Below are 19,683 nucleotides of genomic sequence, written 5' to 3' on the forward strand. Positions count from 1 at the left end.
TATACTGTTGCTTTTATTCCGTCCGGATGCTTTTTATAGGGTTGCGGCGGGCGACTTTCAAAGTTTGACTGATGATTGACACGAAAGCGATAACTATGGTTGCCAAAACAGCCGCGGCTATGAGGTGCCACGGGAAGGCGATGCGGTTATAGAATGACTCCAAACTGATTTGAACCGCTTTCAAACTGATGGGCAGGGCGAAGCAGGCGGCAAGCAACGAGAGCATCATGAATCGTTTGGAAAGTTCCCATACCGCACCGCTTGTTTCGGCTCCCATCACTTTGCACAAAGCAATCCGCTTGCTTTGCTGTTCGGTGTAGCTTATCGACATGGCAAACAATCCCATGGCAGAGATGAGGATGGAGATGACCATGAAGCAAAGGACGAGCATCACGATGTTCTTCTCGTGTGTCAAATCTTTGTCCAGATAATCATCTATATAATCGGTTTCCAGGTCTTTCGGCATCCCGATCACCTCTTTGGACACTTCCCGACAGGTATGGCGGATGGCGGCCAAAGCTTCCGACCGGTTACCTTGGGTCCGGACGACTTGGCTGATCACATAGCCTTGCGGGTCCATCACCCCGACCGCTCCGTGCGAATCGGGTGTCGGAGTGTTTAACGGCATGAGTGAACGGTAATCACGGATAACACCACAGACGTTATACCGGTAGCCGCCCTCGTCACCGTTCTTTCCGAAATGGGGGTTGTCGGCCGAAAGGTTATAACGGCGGCAGGTCTCTTCCGTTACCCAAACCATGCCGGGTAGCGGGTCCGACCAGCGTTCTGTCACTTCGAAGCCCAACATCCGGAATGCAGTGCTGTCCACATCCGAGAGGTGGAGCCATGACATTCCCTCTTCGTCCGGCTGGCGTACGCCATCGTGGCCGCTGACGAAAGGCAGTTTCCGTGCCAACGCCACTTCTGCCACCTGGGGCAATGCCTGCAAACGTTTCTGGAGGATGGCTTGTTTGTCGTAGGTCGGTCCTAAATCCCAGGCCCGTACAAAGACCAGATCGGTATTATAACCGGTCGGCAGGGTAGCAAGGTAATGTATTTGGACGGCCATTGTCAGCCCCAACGCAATGAGGAACGTGCTGATCACGTTCTGCACGATGATGAACAGGCGGCTGAACAGTTGCTTGTTCTGCAAGCGGAAGTTCCCCTTTACAATATCTATCGGGCTGTATTTGCGAATGATGAGTGCCGGTACTAATCCTGATATACCGGTGATTCCAACTAATAACAGCAGGGCGTAGGCCACCGTTGCGGGAGAAAGCGACATGGCGATTTGGGTAGAGAGCAAGTATTCGAAATAGGGTTTGGCAATGACGGCGATGAGGCATCCGCCGATGAAGCACCCGGTTGTGAAGATTGCCGACTCGGCGAGGTAGCGCAACACGATTTGCCCGGCAGAATCGCCCATCAACCGGCGAGTCGCCATCTCATGTGCCCGCTTGCCGGTTTGCGACACGGTCAGGTTTATGTAGTTGAAGACGGCCGAAAGGAGCAAGATCATCGCGATGGCCAATAAGATTTGAACCTGTTTCCGTGTCCCGTTGCGGAAAGGAGTGTTATAGTTCAAGGGTGAAAAGTATATTTCGTCCATGCGTGTGAGTGATGAACCCCATGCAAAGGTGTTCGTGCTGTTGTCTTCTTTCCAATAATTCCAATAACTTTTATAGCTGTCGAGCAGTTTTCGGGAGACGGTGCCGGGTGTAGCCCTTTCCGCCAATGTGACGAACGTTTGGGTTGAACCGAAGTTATCCATCCAGGAATAAGTCTTTTCCACCAATTTGATAGGGACCAGGAGGTCAACCGGCTTCAACAGTTCTGTCGGATCGAAAGTCGGGAGAATCCCGACGACCCGTAGCGGTGTCTGGTTCAGGTACATGATTGTGCGTCCGATAGGATCTTCATTGCCGAATACTTTACGGGCGAACGGTTCGGAGATGATGGCCTCGTCTGTTCCGTTCAGCACCTTGTCGCGTTCACATCCGATGAGCGGATAGTCCATCAGTCGGAAGAAGTTGGAATCGACGGCAAGGCTGTTCACCTGGTAGTAGTTGTTGTCTATGGTCAAGTCTGTCAGCTCGTTGTTGATGAGGCGTGTCCATTCTTTTATTTCCGGAATGGAAGGGAATAATTCCGGGGCGGTACCGACCGTCATACCGATGCCATCGCCGTAGCCGATGGCATACAATTGGTGGGAGTATGGCTGTCTGTTACCGATATTGAATTCGGTTTTAGCGTATAACGTTAAGAGGAGTACGACTCCCAATGCGATGGCCAGTCCGAAGAACTGGATAGCCGTGTAGAGCTTGTTGCGGCTGAGAAAAGTGAAGTACGATTTCATCTTTGTTCATTGTTTTATTTGTTGCAAATGTATAAGGTTGCCGGCATTCGGCAATGGATGTAAAGCGCGGTTAGAGCAGTTTGTATGAAAATCATACACCTGTTTGTATGATATTCATACAGCCTTTTTCCGTACCTTTGCCTCTGATAAATGAAGGTAATCTAAACGAATCGGATATGGCGAATTACAGGACGATATTGGTGGTGGATGATAATCCGGCGATTCTTACGGCAGTCAGGATCTGTTTGGCCGGTGAGTTTGATAAAGTATTGACGCTTGTTTCTCCCGACACGCTTCTTACGGTATTGGCACAAGAGGAGGTGGATGTGATTTTGCTCGACATGAACTTCACGCAAGGGGGAAACTCCGGACAAGACGGCTTGCTTTGGCTTCGGGCAATCCATAAGAAACATCCGGCCATTCCGGTGGTGCTGGTGACGGCATACGCTGATATCAAATTGGCGGTGCGCGGGTTGAAGATGGGAGCGGCAGACTTTGTTACCAAGCCTTGGGACAACCAGGAGTTGATCCGTGTCCTGAAAGATGCGATTGATGCCGGCCGGAAAGTGGTTTCGTTGGAACAAGTCGAGGCGGAACATGTGCATAAGGTCGTGGAGCGTTGCCACGGCAACATCAGCCGGGCTGCCGAACTGTTGGGGATTACCCGGCAGACGTTGTATGCTAAAATGAAAAAACTATGATTCTGATAGTCTCTTTTTTGGTGGTCGTTGTTGTCTTCTTCGGATGGTTTTATCGTCATCAGGTGTTGCTGAGAGACCGGGCACATCTGATGCGTGAGGCGATTCGCAACGAAGAGTTCACGTTCCGTCTTCCTGTAAAAGGTCTGTTCTTCGGAGAACGGGCGTTGCAGGAAGCCCTTAACGAAACAGGTAAGGATATAGGCGTGCTGCTTGCCCGCAACGAAGTGGAATCGTGGCAGCGTCTGACTCGTGTGCTTACCCATGAAATCATGAATGCTACGACACCGATTGCCAGCATCAGCCAGGCCTATTTGGATAATCCTGCGATTGCGGGGACAGTTTACGAGGAGGGAGTCCGTGCCATTCATGAGACCAGCCGGGGGCTTGCCTTGTTTGTGGACAGTTACCGGAAACTGGCAGAGTTGCAGGAGCCGGTTCTTGTGGAGATCCCATTGGCCGCTTTCGTGGAAAGAATTCGGACGCTTTATCCGGATTTGGAGTGGCATATTTCCATCCCTTTGGCTGTCACGATGTTTACGGATGAGAATATGTTGCGCCAGGTGTTGATCAATCTGGTCAAGAATGCCTGCGAAGCCGGGGCGACGACTATGGATGTGCGTTGGTATAAGGAGTTGTGGATCAGCAATAACGGTGCGCCTATTCCGGCAGATGTCGAGCGGGAGATTTTTGTTCCGTTCTTTACAACCAAAAAGAATGGTTCGGGTATCGGCTTGTCACTTTCCCGGCAGATGATGGTTCGGCAAGGCCGGGACCTTTGTTTGGCTGAACGGCCTGTGCCCGGTTTCCAGGTGACGTTTATTGTGTCTTAGTTTGAAAAATCGAAGTGTTGTTATTAACATAAACGGCAATAGAAGATAAAAATATAGGATAAACTATTGTATGTCTCCTTATATTTTATACCTTTAGTCCTGACTTAGTAATATCATCCTGTACACCCTGGCTGATTATCCTGTACACCCTGGTCGGCCAGCCTGTACACCTTATTCGATTATCCTGTACAGCCTGGTATTACTGACTAGTAATCAGTGATATAAAAGGTAGTAACCTTTGAAGTAACTAGTAGTAATATTAAATCTAAAAGAAAGGGAACCGCATGGCAGTAAGGTACAAACTCACAAAAATCAATGATAATATTACCGGCAAAGAGCAGGTAAAGTATTCGGTTACCACCGTAAGTTATGGTAATGTCAACCTCGATACGCTGGCAGAACAAATGGCCGATGCCAGCACCTTCACATATGGGGATGTTAAAGGGATGATCGAAAATCTGACTCTTTTGATATCGGAAGCCTTGAAAGAAGGCAATACGGTGACGATCGACGGTCTGGGTACCTTCTCGGTGACCGCCCAGCCGAATCGCGATGTGGAAGAACCGTCTAAAATCCGCGCTGAATCCATTAAACTGAAGGGGATAGGCTTCAAACCTAGTCCGAAGCTGAAAGACCGGCTGAGCGATATTGAGTTTACGAGGCTGAAATAAGGTTGTACATAAAGTTTCAGGAAAGTATTTGCCATTTGCAATATTGTCCTGCAATATATTGTATAATAGAAATTTAAACCATTGCAAATACCTTTTTTATTTGCAATGGCGTTTGCCATTTGTCATATCATAAGAGGGGTGAAAATAAAATATACTATGTACATTACACAAACAAAGAATGGGGGTAAAACCTTTAAAAATATGGCGTTGCACGTTGTTTTATGCGGTATGCGTAGCGGCGAGTACCGGAAGGTGGTGAATGAATACAGGGAGCTCCTGGCTTGTTCGATGCCTGGTGATAAAAGTATACATGCAACAAATCTTCCGGCGTTGTGTTTTTCCGCATTATTCGGAAAAAGAGATAAAAAGGTCGAGTTCCGGTCGTATAACGGACTGGTTCTGGTGGAGGTCAGAAATCTGGCGAATAAGGAAGAGGTGGCGAGAATAAGAGAATTGGCATCGCAAGCCCCTCAAACACTGGCTGCTTTTACCGGTTCCAGCGGAAAAAGTGTAAAAATATTGGTACCGTTTGTTTTGCCAGACAGAACATTGCCACGGGACAGGGAGCAGGCGGAATTGTTTCATGCGGTAGCCTACCGGCGCGCTGTTGCCTATTATCAGGCTCAGCTGCAATGTGATATAGAGATAAAGACTCCCTCTTTGGAGCGGGGATGCCGCCATTCCTTCGATCCTGATTTATATTATAATTTTTCGGCTGTTGCGTTGGTTCAGGAACAACCGACACAGATGCCGGACGAACCGATATACCGGGAAATCGTATCGAAAGAAGAAGATCCGCTTTTACGTATGATGCCCGGATTCGACCGCAGTCGTATCATTTCCCGTTTTTATAATGCCTGTATGCTGGATGCATTGGAGAAAACGGGAGGTTTGGATGACGGAAAAGAGGTCAGACCTTTCCTGACAAAGCTGGCTGAAAATTGTTTCCAGTCCGGGATACCGGAGGAGGATGCGGTTCGCTGGACAAGGATATACCAGCATCTGGAACTGTTTGAAGAGGAGATCCGGGAGACCATTCATACGGTGTACCAGCTTTCGAAGAATTTTGGAAAGAAACCGGTGATGCCTCCCGAGCAATTATTGTCTGTAAAGACGGATGAGTTTATGAAACGGCGTTATGAGTTCAGGCGGAATATGCTGGCCGGCGAAGTGGAGTTTCGGGCAAGAGGTTCATATTATATCCGTTTTGCTCCTGTGACGGAGACGGTTCTGAACAGTATCGGACTGAATGCACAGGCTGAAGGATTGGCACTTTGGGATCGTGATGTGAAGCGGTATGTGTATTCCGACAGGGTACCGGTTTTCTATCCGTTGGAAGATTATCTGGAACATTTGCCGGCATGGGATGGGAGAGACCATATCCGTACGTTGGCCGATACGTTGCCGACAGATAATACTGCCTGGCGCGACTTGTTTTATATCTGGTTCCTGAGCATGGTCGCTCATTGGTACCGGCGGGATCATTTGCATGCCAATAGTTCGCTACCTTTACTGGTCGGCCCTCAGGGATGCGGTAAATCGACCTGGTGTCGGAATCTGTTGCCCCCTTCGCTACGTATGTATTATACGGATAGTATCGATTTCAGCAATAAGCGGGATGCAGAGTTGTTGCTTACCCGTTTTGCATTGATCAATATCGATGAGTTCGATTCGGTAAGTGCTGCGTATCAGAGTTTTTTGAAGAATGTTCTTCAAAAGCCGGTGGTCAATGCCCGGCAACCCTATAAAAGAAGTATCCGGGCGTTGCATCGGTATGCTTCTTTCATTGCCACTTGTAATAATTATGATTTGCTGACCGATCCGACCGGTAGCCGCCGTTTTATATGTATTGGGATAACCGGGACAGCATATAATTCCGTATCGGTTAATTATGAACAGCTTTATGCGCAGGCAGTCTCGGCTTTAAAGGCTGGCGAACGCTATTGGTTTACGTCCGAAGAAGAATCTTCTACCACCCGCAACAATGATGTGTTCCAGCAGATACCGATAGAGGAACAATTGTTCCTGCAAAACTTCCGCGCACCCTTGCCGGGTGAGGAATATGAGGAACTTTTTGCTCTCGAAATACTTCAATACCTGCAAGATAAAAGTGGTATAAAGTTGGGAACTAAACGGTTGACATACTTCGGACGCTTGCTTCAAAAGAATAAGATCCCGTCGCGCCGTACGATGAGAGGTACGTGTTATTTGGTTGTTAGGAATAAATGATGTATGGCAAATGGCAAACGGCATTGCAAATGAAATCGGTATTTGCAATAGTTTAATTGGTTGTTATACAATGTGCTGTGTGGAAATATTGCAAATGGCAAATAAATTAGTGAAAACTTTTATGTAAGATGAAAAATGAGCAGGATTTTATAGCGCATGTCAAGGTGGAGGATGACGCTTTTCAGATACAAACAGTTAAGGAACATGCTGTCGGTACAGCTGGTTTAAGCGAATCGTTCGCATCTGTTTTCGGTGCTGCGGCCTGGGGAAAGCAGAATGGCTGGTGGCATGATATGGGAAAATATACGAAGGATAGTTTTCAACCTTATATCCGTAGTGCATCCGGTATGACGGCAGAGCAGAAAGTGGTGAATAAACCCGATCATTCCTCAGCCGGAGCTATGCTGGCGAAAGAGAAATTACCGGGTTATTATCAGCCGTTGGCCTATTGTATAGCCGGACATCATTCGGGATTGCTGGACTGGACTTCTTCTGGGGAGGCTAATTTGAGTAAACGTTTGTCTAAAACAGACTGTTACCAGGAGATGTTGAATGATGCGCCGGAAGAGATGCGGGAAGCGGTCGTTTTGCTGAATGCGCCTATGATTAGTGATTTTCAGAAAGAAATGCACCAATGGATTCGCATGTTGTTTTCATGTCTGGTAGATGCCGACTATCTGGATACGGAGCGGTTTATGCAGCCGGAGCAGGCTGCTCGTCGCGGGCAATATGATGCTATGGAATTATTGAAAGAGCGGTTCGATACACATATGGAATCGCTCACGGCAGGTGCTCCTGCCTCTTTCATCAATGAGAAGCGCGCTGCTATCTTATCCCGTTGCTGTGAGATGGCGGAAAAGCTTCCCGGCTTTTTCAGCCTGACAGTGCCGACGGGCGGGGGAAAGACATTGGCTTCGATGGCCTGGGCGCTCCTCCATGCTGTTCGTTATAAAAAAGATCGGATTATCATTGTGATTCCCTATACGAGTATTATTGTACAGACGGCTGCCGTGCTCCGGGATATTTTCGGTGCGGAGAATGTGGTGGAGCATCATAGTAATTTGCAGCCGGATAGTAATGACGAACGGTCTCCTTCCCAGTTGGCAACGGAAAACTGGGATGCTCCGATTATTGTGACTACGAATGTACAGTTCTTCGAGTCGCTGTATGCTTGCCGGACTTCACGGTGCCGGAAGTTACATAATATCTGTAATTCGGTTGTTATTCTGGATGAGGCGCAAATGTTGCCGGTTGAATTTTTGCAGCCGATATTGGATATCTTGCAGAGCCTGCAATCGTCTTTTAAAACCAGTATTTTGTTTACCACAGCTACATTGCCTGTTTTTGCCGGTCGTATCGGAACGGGGCAGAAGGCTTTTAGTGGGCTGAAGAGTCCCGTCACAGAAATTACTTCCATGCATGATCATTTGTTTGAGGCTTTTAAACGGGTAGAATTGCATTGGCTGGAATCGACCACGACTTTCGATGACCTTGCCGACGAACTGTCCGGATATGATTGTGTATTATGTATTGTAAATACCCGAAAAGAGGCGCGGGAGCTTTATCAGCGGATGCCTGAAGGAACTTTGCATCTATCGCGTATGATGTGTTCCGTACATATCATGGAAGTGATAAAATTGATCAAGCAGAAATTGAAGGACAATGAACCGGTTCGTGTGATAAGCACGCAGTTGGTTGAAGCCGGGGTAGATATTGATTTCCCGGTAGTGTACCGTGCATTTGCCGGTCTGGATTCAATCATACAGGCTGCCGGAAGATGTAACCGGGAAGGCAAGTTAAATAAGAAGGGTGAGTTGGGGCAGGTCTTTGTCTTCAAACCGGAGAATAGTACTTTACGTGGTTTGATGGGAAAGGGGGCGGCTGCTTTACGGGAGATGTTGTCTATTTCCGATGGAAGTGACTTGTTTTCCCCGGATTGTATGGCTCAATATTTCCGGTTATTCTATAGCAATTGTAACACCTTTGATAAGGCAGAGATCAAAGACTCTTTATATAAAGGTGCCGGAGAAATGAATTTCCTTTTTGCTACGGCGGCCGATCAATTCCGGTTGATAGACGATAAAGACTCGGTATCCATCTTAGTCGGCTATGGTGATGGCGCAACCTTGTTGGAAGAACTGAAGCGGATTGGTCCGGAATTCTGGTTATTGCGTAAGCTGCAACAGTATAGCGTATCCGTCAGAAAATGGGATTTCGAACAGTTCCGTAAACAGGGCACTGTGGGAGAGTATGCCGGAATATTTATATTGGAGGATGGAAGGTGTTATGATGAACATGCCGGGTTGGTTTTGGATGGCGCTTGGGTGGAGGAGTTGCTGTTGGTGTGATAGGTGTTACAGATTGAGTTGGTTATAATAAGTGCGTGGATTGAAACGTGTCTGAATTGAAATTGCAACAATAACACTACCGTCGCATCCTTTACGGGTGCGACGGTTATGTCCGTGTATCAACTCCCGATCAATGTTTGTTTCAATCCACGTATCTCTGTAAGATACGACCTACGCTTGCTCATAATTATCTAAGTTTAGTTCGTTTCAATCCACGCACCCGTAAAGGATGCGACTCCATGTTTATGGAAAGCTTTATTGATAACATTTTCAGCATATAATTTTGCGAATAATAAAGTGTACAAATAATAGGTATTTGTATAGTTATTAATAATATTGTAAATATCAGAATAACAGGGAGTGCGAACATCCTGTGTTTTTACAACCACTTTGGGTTCGCGTTTTATCTGTTATTGAAACATTGTTGCGTTATAATGTTATATATAAAGTAATCCGTAACTTTGCTTACAAATTTAAGAATAAGCTTTTGGTATATACAATAACATGAACAAAAAAATTCTTCAATTAGCAATACCTTCTATTGTTTCAAATATAACCGTTCCGTTATTGGGACTGATTGATGTCGCTATTGTCGGTCATTTAGGATCGGCGGCTTATATCGGGGCGATCGCCGTAGGAGGGATGCTGTTCAATATTATTTACTGGCTGTTTGGTTTTCTGCGGATGGGGACGAGTGGTATGACTTCGCAGGCTTTTGGGCAGCGTGACCTGAAAGAGGTGACACGTGTTTTGTTACGGGCAGTGGGAGTGGGGCTGTTTATTGCTTTATGTCTGTTGCTGCTTCAATATCCGATCCGGAAAATAGCTTTTCTTTTGATAGATGCTACTCCGGAGGTGCGCGAACTGGCTACGGTTTATTTCAATATTTGTGTATGGGGGGCACCTGCCGTATTGGGACTTTATGGCTTTGCTGGGTGGTTTATCGGCATGCAAAATTCACGTTTCCCGATGTTTATAGCGATTACACAGAATGTGGTGAATATTGTTGCCAGCCTTTCTTTCGTGTATTTGCTGGATATGAAGATAGAAGGAGTGGCGTTGGGAACGTTGATTGCTCAGTATGCCGGACTTTTTATGGCTTCGTTGCTTTGGCTTCGTTATTACGGGCGGTTGAAAATTGCTTTTCGTTGGCGGGAGATAATCGGCAAGACAGCTATGAAGCGTTTCTTTCAGGTGAATAGCGATATCTTTTTCCGTACATTATGTTTGGTGGCCGTCACTACCTTTTTTACATCGACAGGTGCACGGCAGGGAGATGTCGTATTGGCTGTTAATACGTTGTTGATGCAGCTGTTTACACTATTTTCCTATATAATGGACGGCTTTGCCTATGCCGGCGAAGCGATGACCGGACGTTATATCGGCGCACGAAACAATACTGGATTACAAAGGATGATTCGTCTGCTATTCCGTTGGGGATGGGGATTGTCGTTGTCTTTTACGATTCTATATATGATAGGTGGACAAGATTTTCTGGGATTGTTGACGAATGATACAACAGTCATTAATGCTGCCGGAAGTTATTGTTATTGGGTTTTGGCTATTCCTTTGGCCGGCTTTGCCGCTTTCCTTTGGGACGGTATCCTGATTGGTGCAACAGCTACCCGGTTGATGCTTTATTCGATGCTGGTGGCTTCGGGAATGTTCTTCCTGATCTATTATATCTTTTATGCCTTAATGGGAAACCATGCCTTATGGATGGCATTCCTGATCTATTTATCATTAAGAGGGATTATGCAATGGATATTATGGCATTCTTCTCATCGGTAATATCTGAAAAAAGCCGGATATCATCTTTATTCTGATATCCGGCTTTTTTATGGAGAGACAATATTATTATTGTCTGTAGTTTACTAATTCGTCAGCGTTGAACTTTTCGATGAAGCTGTTGTGTTTTTCTACTTCAGCTTCTGCATAGTTCAAGTATACAATGGCTGATTTGTTGAATAATTCGGGTGCTTTGGTTGCATCCTGGATCAACAGGTGAGCCATGACGCAGTCGGCAGCCATTTCATAAAGGCGGCGGGCAACGAAGTCCAGTAATTCCTGATTTTGTGCTTCCTTCACTTTGTTCATGCATGCTTCGAGCCTGTTGGCCATTTCTACCAGTCGTGCTTTCAGCGGTTCCATTTCCGCAGAACATGGGATGGCTTCGAATTCGCGGATGGTTGCCAGATAAGAACCGTTTGTTACATAACGGATAGCGGCAACTGTCTGCAACTGGGTCGTACCTTCGTAGATTGAAGTGATACGGGCATCACGATAAATACGCTGGCAAGCATATTCCAACATGAAACCTGATCCGCCGTGAATCTGGATACAGTCGTACGCATTCTGGTTGGCGTATTCAGAGTTCATACCTTTTGCCAACGGGGTGAATGAATCAGCCAGTTTTGCATATTTCTTCTGTTCCTGACGTTCTTCCGGAGTCAGTTTGCGTTCGTGTGAAATATCATCCAGCGCTTTGTAGATATCCACATAGCGTGAAGTCTGATACAACAGTGCACGACCGGCATCCAGCTTCGCTTTCATAATAGACAGCATATCGTAAACTGCCGGGAAGTCAATGATTGCTTTGCCGAACTGTTTACGTTCTTTGGCATAAGCCATTCCTTCATTGTAGGCAGCCTGGCTCAAACCGACAGACTGTGCTGCGATACCCAGGCGGGCACCGTTCATCAACGCCATAACATATTTGATCAAACCTAATTTGCGGTCGCCGCAAAGTTCGGCTTTTGCATTCTTGTAAACCAATTCGCAAGTAGGAGAGCCGTGGATACCTAACTTGTTTTCAATGCGGCGAACGTCTACACCACCCTGCTTCTTGTCGTAGATGAACATAGACAAACCACGTCCGTCTTTCGTTCCTTCTTCCGAACGGGCCAGTACCAGGTGAAGGTCTGCATCACCATTGGTGATAAATCGTTTTACACCATTCAGGCGCCAGCAGTTTTCTTTTTCGTCGAAGGTAGCTTTCAGCATGACGGATTGTAAATCAGAACCGGCATCCGGCTCGGTCAGGTCCATAGACATGGTTTCTCCGGCGCAGATACGCGGGATGAAACGGTTATGCTGGTCTTCGTTTCCGAATTCATATAATGTTTCGATACAATCCTGTAGAGACCAGATGTTTCCGAATCCGGCATCGGCGGCGGCAACGATTTCGGCACACATGGTGTACGGAGTGATCGGGAAGTTCAAACCACCGAAACGACGCGGCATGGTCATTCCGTTCAGGCCGGCTTTCACCATGGCATCCAGGTTCTGTTTTGTTCCGGAAGCATATTCCACACGTCCGTTAGCGCAGTGAGGACCTTCTTCGTCAACACCTTCGGCGTTGGGAGCAATGATCTCTCCGGTGATTTCCCCGGTGATTTCAAGCACTTTATCGAATGAATCCATTGCATCGGCATAATCCTGCGGTGCGTAATCGAACTCTTCTTTATCTCTGTAATTGCGTTCTTTCAGTTCGCAAATACGTTCCATCATCGGATTGTTCAAGTGATACTTGAGTTCCGGTATGTCTGTATAATAATTTGCCATCTCTTTACTTGCTGTTCTGTTTGTAATATTTAATCATCTTCGGGATCACTTCTTCGACTGTGCCGTTGATAACATAGTCGGCGATCGTGTTGATCGGAGCGTTCTCGTCGTTGTTGATAGAGATGATGATACCTGCATCCTGCATACCTGCAATGTGCTGTATCTGTCCGGAGATACCGCAAGCGATATATAATTTCGGACGAACTGTTACACCTGTCTGGCCGATCTGACGGTCATGATCGCAGAAACCGGCATCGACGGCTGCACGGCTGGCACCTACTTCGGCGTGAAGTTCTTTAGCCAGTTCGAACAATTTGTCGAATCCTTCCCTCGAACCCATTCCGTAACCGCCGGCTATGACGATCGGAGAGCCTTTCAGGTTGTGTTTTGCCTTTTCTACGTGGCGGTCGATCACCTTTACTACATAATCCGTTTCCGGAACGAATTTAGCTACGTCGTGCCGGATCACTTCGCCTTTATAATTTGCGTCCAGGATTTCTTTCTTCATCACACCTTCGCGAACGGTAGCCATCTGGGGACGGTGTTCGGGGTTGATGATGGTGGCAACGATATTACCGCCAAATGCCGGACGGATCTGGTACAGCAGATTTTCGTAAGTGATACCTGCTCTTTTATCTTCGTGAGGACCGATTTCCAATGAAGTACAGTCGGCAGTCAGACCACTGGTCAGTGCGGATGATACACGCGGACCGAGGTCGCGGCCAATAACAGTAGCGCCCATCAGGCAGATCTGGGGTTTTTCTTCCTTGAACAGGTTGATCAGTACGGAAGAGTGGGGCAGGGATGTGTAAGGGAACAAGCCCGGTGCATCGAACACATGCAGTTTGTCGACACCGTAAGGCAACACCTGGCTTTCTACGCCTTCGAGGCCGCTACCGGCAACAATTGCTTCCAGCTGGCAACCTAACTGATTCGCTAACTTGCGACCTTTGGTCAGAAGTTCGAGACTTACATCGGCAACGGTTGTGCCTTCAATCTCACAATATACAAATACGTTATTCATAATCTTATCCGATGGTATGGTTAGCTAACAGTTCAACAATCATATCTTCTATATCTTTGTCCGAGCCGGTCAGTGTTTTACTTTCCTTTGCCTGGAACACGATATTTTGTATAGTCTTTACTTTTGTCGGCGAGCCGGATAATCCGCATTGAGACAGGTCGCCGTTCACATCAGCCACACTCCATTCGGGGATGTTCAGATACGGGCGTGTTTCGTATAGTTCAGGATACTGAATAGCTTGCGGGCCATTGGGGTGGCAGGCTGTCGGTTGAGCCGCTTTTTCCTGTGCTCCCATGGCACGTTTGTATTTCTGTACCAGTTTGGCGTTACGCGGACGACAGGGAGCTGCCGAGCCGTTTACTGTGATTACGATAGGCAGCGGGCCTTCTACGGTTTCCACGCCTCCGTCGATATGACGTTTTACGGTGATACGGCGTGCTGCTTCATCCACGTTCAGGATTTCTTCAGCATAGGTGATTTGTGTCAATCCCAGCTTTTCAGCTACCTGGGGACCTACCTGTGCAGTATCTCCGTCGATAGCCTGACGGCCACCGATGATAATATCGTACTCGTTAATTTTTTTGATAGCCGTAGCCAGGGCGTATGATGTTGCCAGTGTATCGGCTCCTGCAAAGGCACGGTCGGTTAACAAAAAGCCGCCGTCTGCTCCGCGGTATAAACCTTCACGGATGATTTCGGCGGCACGTCCCGGTCCCATAGTCAGTAATGTAACAGTCGATCCGGGGTAGGCATCTTTCAGGCGCAGTGCCTGCTCCAATGCGTTCAGGTCTTCCGGGTTAAAGATGGCGGGAAGGGCGGCACGGTTTACCGTTCCGTCTTCTTTCATCGCATCCTTTCCCACGTTGCGTGTGTCCGGAACCTGTTTCGCTAAAACAATAATTCTTAAACTCATATTAATAGGAATATTAGATTTCTATTGTCTGAAAATTAATTGGTAATTAGTAAAAAAATTACCGATTGCAAAAGTAGTCAAACATTCTTTATCTCAAAGAACTTTAACCTGAAATCTGCACACTTTAGGGTTTTTTGAGCACCCAGACTGCACCTTTGTTGTTTTTGACATAAGCTGTTCATTCGCTATTTTAAGGGAAAAGTTCAATAGTTATGTAATATCCGATTTTTACAAATATTTAAAATGTAAGTTTAAAGAATGCTGAGGTATGGCAAATCGAAAGATTGTACATCTAATCGAAAGATTGTGCAAATAATTAAAAGCTGGTTACATATATAATATATGATGAAATAACTTGATGTTTAGTTGATTTTTTTGATGTGTGCTAAAGTTTTAGTTTTTTATATTTAGATAATTTCGGGAGAAACTATCATACCTGTATGGAAGATTATATAACCATATTTTTTCATCTGAGTTACTGTAGTCTTAGCAGAACTATGGTATTGTTTTAGGTTATTTAATTAACAATGCAAAAATACAGAGCTTTCTAAGAAGAGAAAATAGACTTTCATTCTTTGATGATGGATTATCTTTCGAAACAGCTGATAAAGTACAAATAAATATAAACTTTCAAAATCTGTATTTCAAAATATTTAATTTGAGATTGTAATGTTTATTCAGTTGTTTGATGTGTTTATTTTCAAAGAATGAGTTGAGATATCCAATCTGAGTTTTATTGTCATAATATACGACTTCTATTGAATAAACTTCCAGAATATGTAGATGGATACCATAGTTCTGCTAAGACTATTGCTTTTTTTAGGTTGTAGGATTTACAATATTTAATACAAACCAGAAAGATTAGTCTTTCACAATTTGAGCTATTATGCAAAACAAATTAAAAGGATGGATCGTACCCAATAGTGTGACGAAAGATCCCAATGACAAGATTCTGATTCTTGATGCTGCCGGAAATGTTGGTCTTGAACAGGTGTACAAAGAAATGCGGGAAGAGGATACCGGTTTAAGACAAGAAACACTGGTACACGTTGTTAGCCTTTACGAACGTATCATAGCCCGTTTTCTGATGAATGGTTACAATGTTAATACCGGATTGTTTTATGCGGTTCCACGTTTTACCGGTCTGATAGAAGGAGGACGTTGGAATCCTGAAAAGAACAGTATTTATGTATCCTTCAATCAGGATAAAGTATTGCGGGAAGAAATGGCCAAAACCCAGGTGGTTATACAAGGTGAGAAAAATGATGTCATGTATATCCTGGAAACAGAAGACAAGAAAACCAAATTGAAAGATGGTAGTATGACTCCCGGACGGAATTTTGTGATTCGCGGTGCATATTTGAAGGTTGTAGGTGATGATGCTTCCGTGGGTATCGTTATTCGTAATAAGGAGAACGATACTGTGACAAAAGTGACTGAGGATATGTTTGCTACTAATAACCCTTCGGAGCTGATCTTTTTAGTCCCTACTGAACTGACCGACGGCGAATATGAACTGACCGTAACCACACAATATACAAAAGGTACAGGAATAACCTTGAAAACCCCTCGTTCTGTCTCGATTCCGGTACATGTAGGAACGGGAGGAGGAAGCGACCGTCCGGAGATTGAATAATTTTATCGCAATAGAATATTTTACTGTCTTTTATCTGGAGATACCGTTATCGCCATGCCGGAGACAGTATTGCCTCCATACAGGAGATAGTACTGTCTCTTCACGGAAGTAAGACTTAGAGAAAGAGAAGATAACCTAATTTATATTTATCCTAAAAATTATACATTATGAAGCAAAAAGTACTCTTAGGACTTTTTGTCTCCCTGCCATTTGTTTGTACAATTCCGGTATTTGCTGCCGGAAATATACCTGCAACAGAGAAGAGAGACATTCAAATTAGTCGCTATGATGAGGAAAAAAACAGGATGGAACCGTTAGTCGGCCTTGTTTTACAGAACTCGAAAAAAGTAAAAGGTAAGATTTCTGACACCGGTGGTGATCCGCTACCTGGTGCTACTGTGCAAATCAAAGGAAGTACGAAAGGTGTGATTGCTGACGTAGATGGAAATTTCGAGTTCGATGGAGTTAATACCAATGCGGTACTGGTTGTTTCCTTCATTGGTATGGAAACGAAAGAATTGACTTATAAGGGAGAGGGGTTCCTGAATATCGTGATGGAGCCGAAAGCAGATGAGTTGGAAGAAGTAACGGTTGTTGCTTTTGCCAAGCAGAAAAAAGAAAGCGTGGTTTCTGCCATCACAACGGTAAAACCGGCAGAACTGAAAATTCCGAGTAGTAACTTGACCACAGCCTTTGCCGGTCGTGTAGCAGGTTTGATTTCTTATCAGACAAGTGGTGAACCAGGGCAGGATAATGCCAACTTCTTTATTCGCGGTATCACGACTTTTGGAGCAGATGCGAAAAAAGATCCTTTGATTCTGATTGACGGAATCGAATTGAGTACCGATGACCTGGCTCGTTTGAACACCGATGACATCGCCAGCTTTACAATCATGAAAGATGCAACGGCTACAGCATTGTATGGTGCGCGTGGTGCAAATGGTGTTATCTCCGTAACAACAAAAGAAGGACGTGAAGGTAAGGTCGCAGTGAATGTCCGTATTGAAAATTCATTTTCTACTCCTACCAGCCGGGTCGATCAAGCGGATCCGGTTACCTACATGCGGATGCAGAATGAGGCAATTAAAACACGTGATCCGTTGGGGTTAGCTTTATATTCTCAGGAAAAGATAACCATGACTGAACGTGGGTTATATCCGGATATTTTCCCTTCGACAGACTGGTATAGCACCATGTTCAAAGATTTGACTATGAATCAGCGTGCAAATATCAGTGTGAGTGGTGGCGGTACGGTTGCTCGTTATTATGTGGCGGCCAATATGACACGGGATAATGGAAATGTGAAGGTTGATAAACGTAATAATTTCAACTCGAATATCAATTTGATGAAATATACGATTCGTTCGAATGTGAATGTGAACCTGACTAAAACGACGGAGCTGGTTTTGCGAATGAGTGCTGCGTTTGATGATTATTCAGGGCCTATTGGCGGTGGTAGTGGTATGTATACTCATGTGATGCAGGCTAATCCTGTTTTGTTTAAACCATATTATGAACCGGATGAAAAATATGCCCATGCTAATCATATTTTATTTGGTAATTATGGAAGTGCTAACTATGTTAATCCTTATGCGCAGGCTTTAAGAGGTTATAATGAGTACAGTAAGAATACGATGCTGACACAATTTGTGTTGAATCAGGATTTGAAAATGATAACAGAGGGTTTGACGGCTAGTGTGCTTGTCAATATGGATCGTTATTCAGAATATTCTGTAAATCGTGCATATAAACCATTTTATTATAGCATAGGATCTTATGATTTGCAGGCAAATTCTTATAAGTTGAATCGTTTAAATCCTAACGATGGTACGGAATGGATTAATTACGAACCAGGGCAGCGCTATATAAACAGTAGTATCTATTTGGAAGGAAAAGCAGAATATACCCGTTTATTTAATGATAAACATAATGTGAATGCTCTGTTGGTTTATACGATGCGCAATCAGAAATCCGGTATTGCGGATAATCTTCAATTGTCATTACCTTATAGAAATATAGGTTTAGCCGGTCGTTTGGCTTATAACTTCGATTCTCGTTATTTCGGAGAGTTTACTTTTGGTTATAATGGATCGGAACGTTTTTCGAAGAATAACCGTTGGGGATTCTTCCCATCAGGGGCATTGGGATGGATGGTCTCTAATGAAGCGTTTTTTGAACCGTTAAAGGATGTATTTTCTCAATTTAAATTTAAGGGTTCTTATGGTATGTCCGGTCAGGACCAGATAGGAAGTGGAAATGATCGTTTTTATTACTTGTCGGATGTAAATATGAATGCAGACCGTAAAGTTAACTGGGGTACACAGATGAATTATAATCCCGGTGCTATTAGCTTCAATCGTTATGCCAATGATCAGATCGGTTGGGAGACTTCTTATAAAATGAATGTCGGATTAGAGGCTACGACAACTTTCGGTTTATCTGCTAATGTGGAGTATTTTACGGAACGTCGTGAGAATATATTGTTGGATCGTGTGATTCCTGCTACAATGGGTATCCTTCCGGCTGTAAAGGCTAACCTGGGAAAGGCAAAAGGGCATGGTGTCGATATGGAATTGAATTATGAGAAGAGTTTCAACAAAGACTGGTGGATGACAGGACGCGGTACTTTTACCTATGCCACGAGTGAAGCGGTAGAGTGGGAAGAACCGGATTATAGCTCTACTCCCTGGTTGTCAAAGATCGGAAAGTCTTTAGGACAGGAATGGGGATATATTGCAGAACGATTGTTTATTGACGATGAGGAAGTAAAAAACTCTCCGACACAGTTCGGTAACTATATGGCGGGAGATATCAAATATCGTGATGTGAATGGAGATGGTAAAATTTCAGAGTTGGATAAGGTTCCCATCGGTTATCCTACGACACCGGAGATCAATTATGGCTTTGGACTTTCTGTCGGCTATAAAGGACTGGATGCCTCTTTCTTTTTTCAAGGATCAGCCCGTCAGTCTTTCTGGCTTGACCAAAAGAAAATCACTCCGTTTATGGACGCTAATTCCGGTCAAAGTGATGACGATGGTTTGAAAGGTGAAAACCAGGTTTTGCAAGTAATTGCCGATAGTTATTGGTCGGAGAACAACCGTAATCCGTATGCATTCTGGCCCAGATTGTCGAATCAGTCTGTTGAAAACAACAACCAAAAGAGTACGTGGTTCATGCAGGATGCGACGTTCCTTCGTTTGAAATCTGTAGAAGTAGGTTATACTGTACCACAGATGTTAACAAAGAAAGTTAAGGTACAAAACTTACGTGTGTACGTAAGTGGAACAAACTTATTATGCTGGAGTAAATTCAAACTGTGGGATCCGGAAATGGCAGGAAACGGTTTGGGATATCCGATACAACGCGTCATTAATGTAGGTATTAATTTAGGATTCTAAAACAAGAAAA

Annotated in this window: 12 protein-coding genes; 8 read left to right on the plus strand and 4 right to left on the minus strand. The window is 45.0% G+C overall.

All coding sequences use genetic code 11. The annotated features are described in order from the left end of the window. Positions 1-13 precede the first annotated feature (13 nt). On the minus strand, positions 14-2,356 hold the full coding sequence (locus HMPREF1535_RS23825) for an ABC transporter permease (protein WP_046147822.1): 2,343 nt from the start codon (positions 2,354-2,356) through the stop codon (positions 14-16). Between the two features lie 176 nt (positions 2,357-2,532). Here HMPREF1535_RS23825 and HMPREF1535_RS23830 point away from each other — a divergent pair, with 176 nt between their 5' ends. The 6 genes from HMPREF1535_RS23830 to HMPREF1535_RS23860 all read left to right on the plus strand — a co-directional run bounded on the left by HMPREF1535_RS23830 (position 2,533) and on the right by HMPREF1535_RS23860 (position 10,926). Further along, a complete protein-coding gene (locus HMPREF1535_RS23830; RefSeq protein WP_007653607.1) occupies positions 2,533-3,057 on the plus strand; it encodes a response regulator in 525 nt (174 codons plus the stop codon). After that, on the plus strand, positions 3,054-3,887 hold the full coding sequence (locus HMPREF1535_RS23835) for a sensor histidine kinase (protein ID WP_007653606.1): 834 nt from the start codon (positions 3,054-3,056) through the stop codon (positions 3,885-3,887). Before HMPREF1535_RS23830 ends, HMPREF1535_RS23835 begins: the two co-directional genes overlap by 4 nt. A 284-nt stretch (positions 3,888-4,171) precedes the next feature. After that, positions 4,172-4,558, plus strand: coding sequence for an HU family DNA-binding protein (locus HMPREF1535_RS23840; RefSeq protein WP_046147823.1), 387 nt, complete (start codon positions 4,172-4,174; stop codon positions 4,556-4,558). Between the two features lie 156 nt (positions 4,559-4,714). Further along, entirely contained in the window at positions 4,715-6,787 is a 2,073-nt protein-coding gene (locus HMPREF1535_RS23845; protein WP_052716784.1) for a BT4734/BF3469 family protein, read from the plus strand. Between the two features lie 128 nt (positions 6,788-6,915). Further along, positions 6,916-9,135 carry a CRISPR-associated helicase/endonuclease Cas3 gene (locus HMPREF1535_RS23850; protein ID WP_046147824.1) on the plus strand — a complete coding sequence of 740 codons (2,220 nt, stop codon included), beginning with the start codon at positions 6,916-6,918 and terminating at the stop codon, positions 9,133-9,135. 504 nt (positions 9,136-9,639) lie between these two features. After that, complete coding sequence (locus HMPREF1535_RS23860) at positions 9,640-10,926, plus strand: MATE family efflux transporter (RefSeq protein ID WP_046147826.1); 1,287 nt, start codon at positions 9,640-9,642, stop codon at positions 10,924-10,926. A gap of 66 nt (positions 10,927-10,992) precedes the next feature. Here HMPREF1535_RS23860 and HMPREF1535_RS23865 read toward each other — a convergent pair whose 3' ends face one another. From HMPREF1535_RS23865 to HMPREF1535_RS23875, 3 genes are read right to left on the minus strand one after another with little or no spacing between them, the layout of a single operon-like run. Then, complete coding sequence (locus tag HMPREF1535_RS23865) at positions 10,993-12,699, minus strand: acyl-CoA dehydrogenase family protein (protein ID WP_046147827.1); 1,707 nt, start codon at positions 12,697-12,699, stop codon at positions 10,993-10,995. 4 nt (positions 12,700-12,703) lie between these two features. Beyond that, entirely contained in the window at positions 12,704-13,723 is a 1,020-nt protein-coding gene (locus tag HMPREF1535_RS23870; RefSeq protein ID WP_046147828.1) for an electron transfer flavoprotein subunit alpha/FixB family protein, read from the minus strand. A 4-nt stretch (positions 13,724-13,727) separates the two neighbouring features. Beyond that, positions 13,728-14,636 (minus strand): electron transfer flavoprotein subunit beta/FixA family protein, encoded by a 909-nt coding sequence (locus HMPREF1535_RS23875; protein ID WP_007653585.1) that lies wholly within the window; start codon positions 14,634-14,636, stop codon positions 13,728-13,730. Positions 14,637-15,522: 886 nt separating this feature from the next. On the opposite strand from HMPREF1535_RS23875, the gene HMPREF1535_RS23880 reads away from it, so the two are divergent. Then, positions 15,523-16,272, plus strand: coding sequence for a DUF4469 domain-containing protein (locus HMPREF1535_RS23880; RefSeq protein ID WP_046147829.1), 750 nt, complete (start codon positions 15,523-15,525; stop codon positions 16,270-16,272). A 167-nt stretch (positions 16,273-16,439) separates the two neighbouring features. Next, a complete protein-coding gene (locus HMPREF1535_RS23885) occupies positions 16,440-19,673 on the plus strand; it encodes a SusC/RagA family TonB-linked outer membrane protein (RefSeq protein ID WP_046147830.1) in 3,234 nt (1,077 codons plus the stop codon). Positions 19,674-19,683 lie beyond the last annotated feature (10 nt).

The organism is Parabacteroides goldsteinii DSM 19448 = WAL 12034, from assembly GCF_000969835.1.
In the GTDB taxonomy this organism is placed as follows: Bacteria; Bacteroidota; Bacteroidia; order Bacteroidales; family Tannerellaceae; genus Parabacteroides; species Parabacteroides goldsteinii.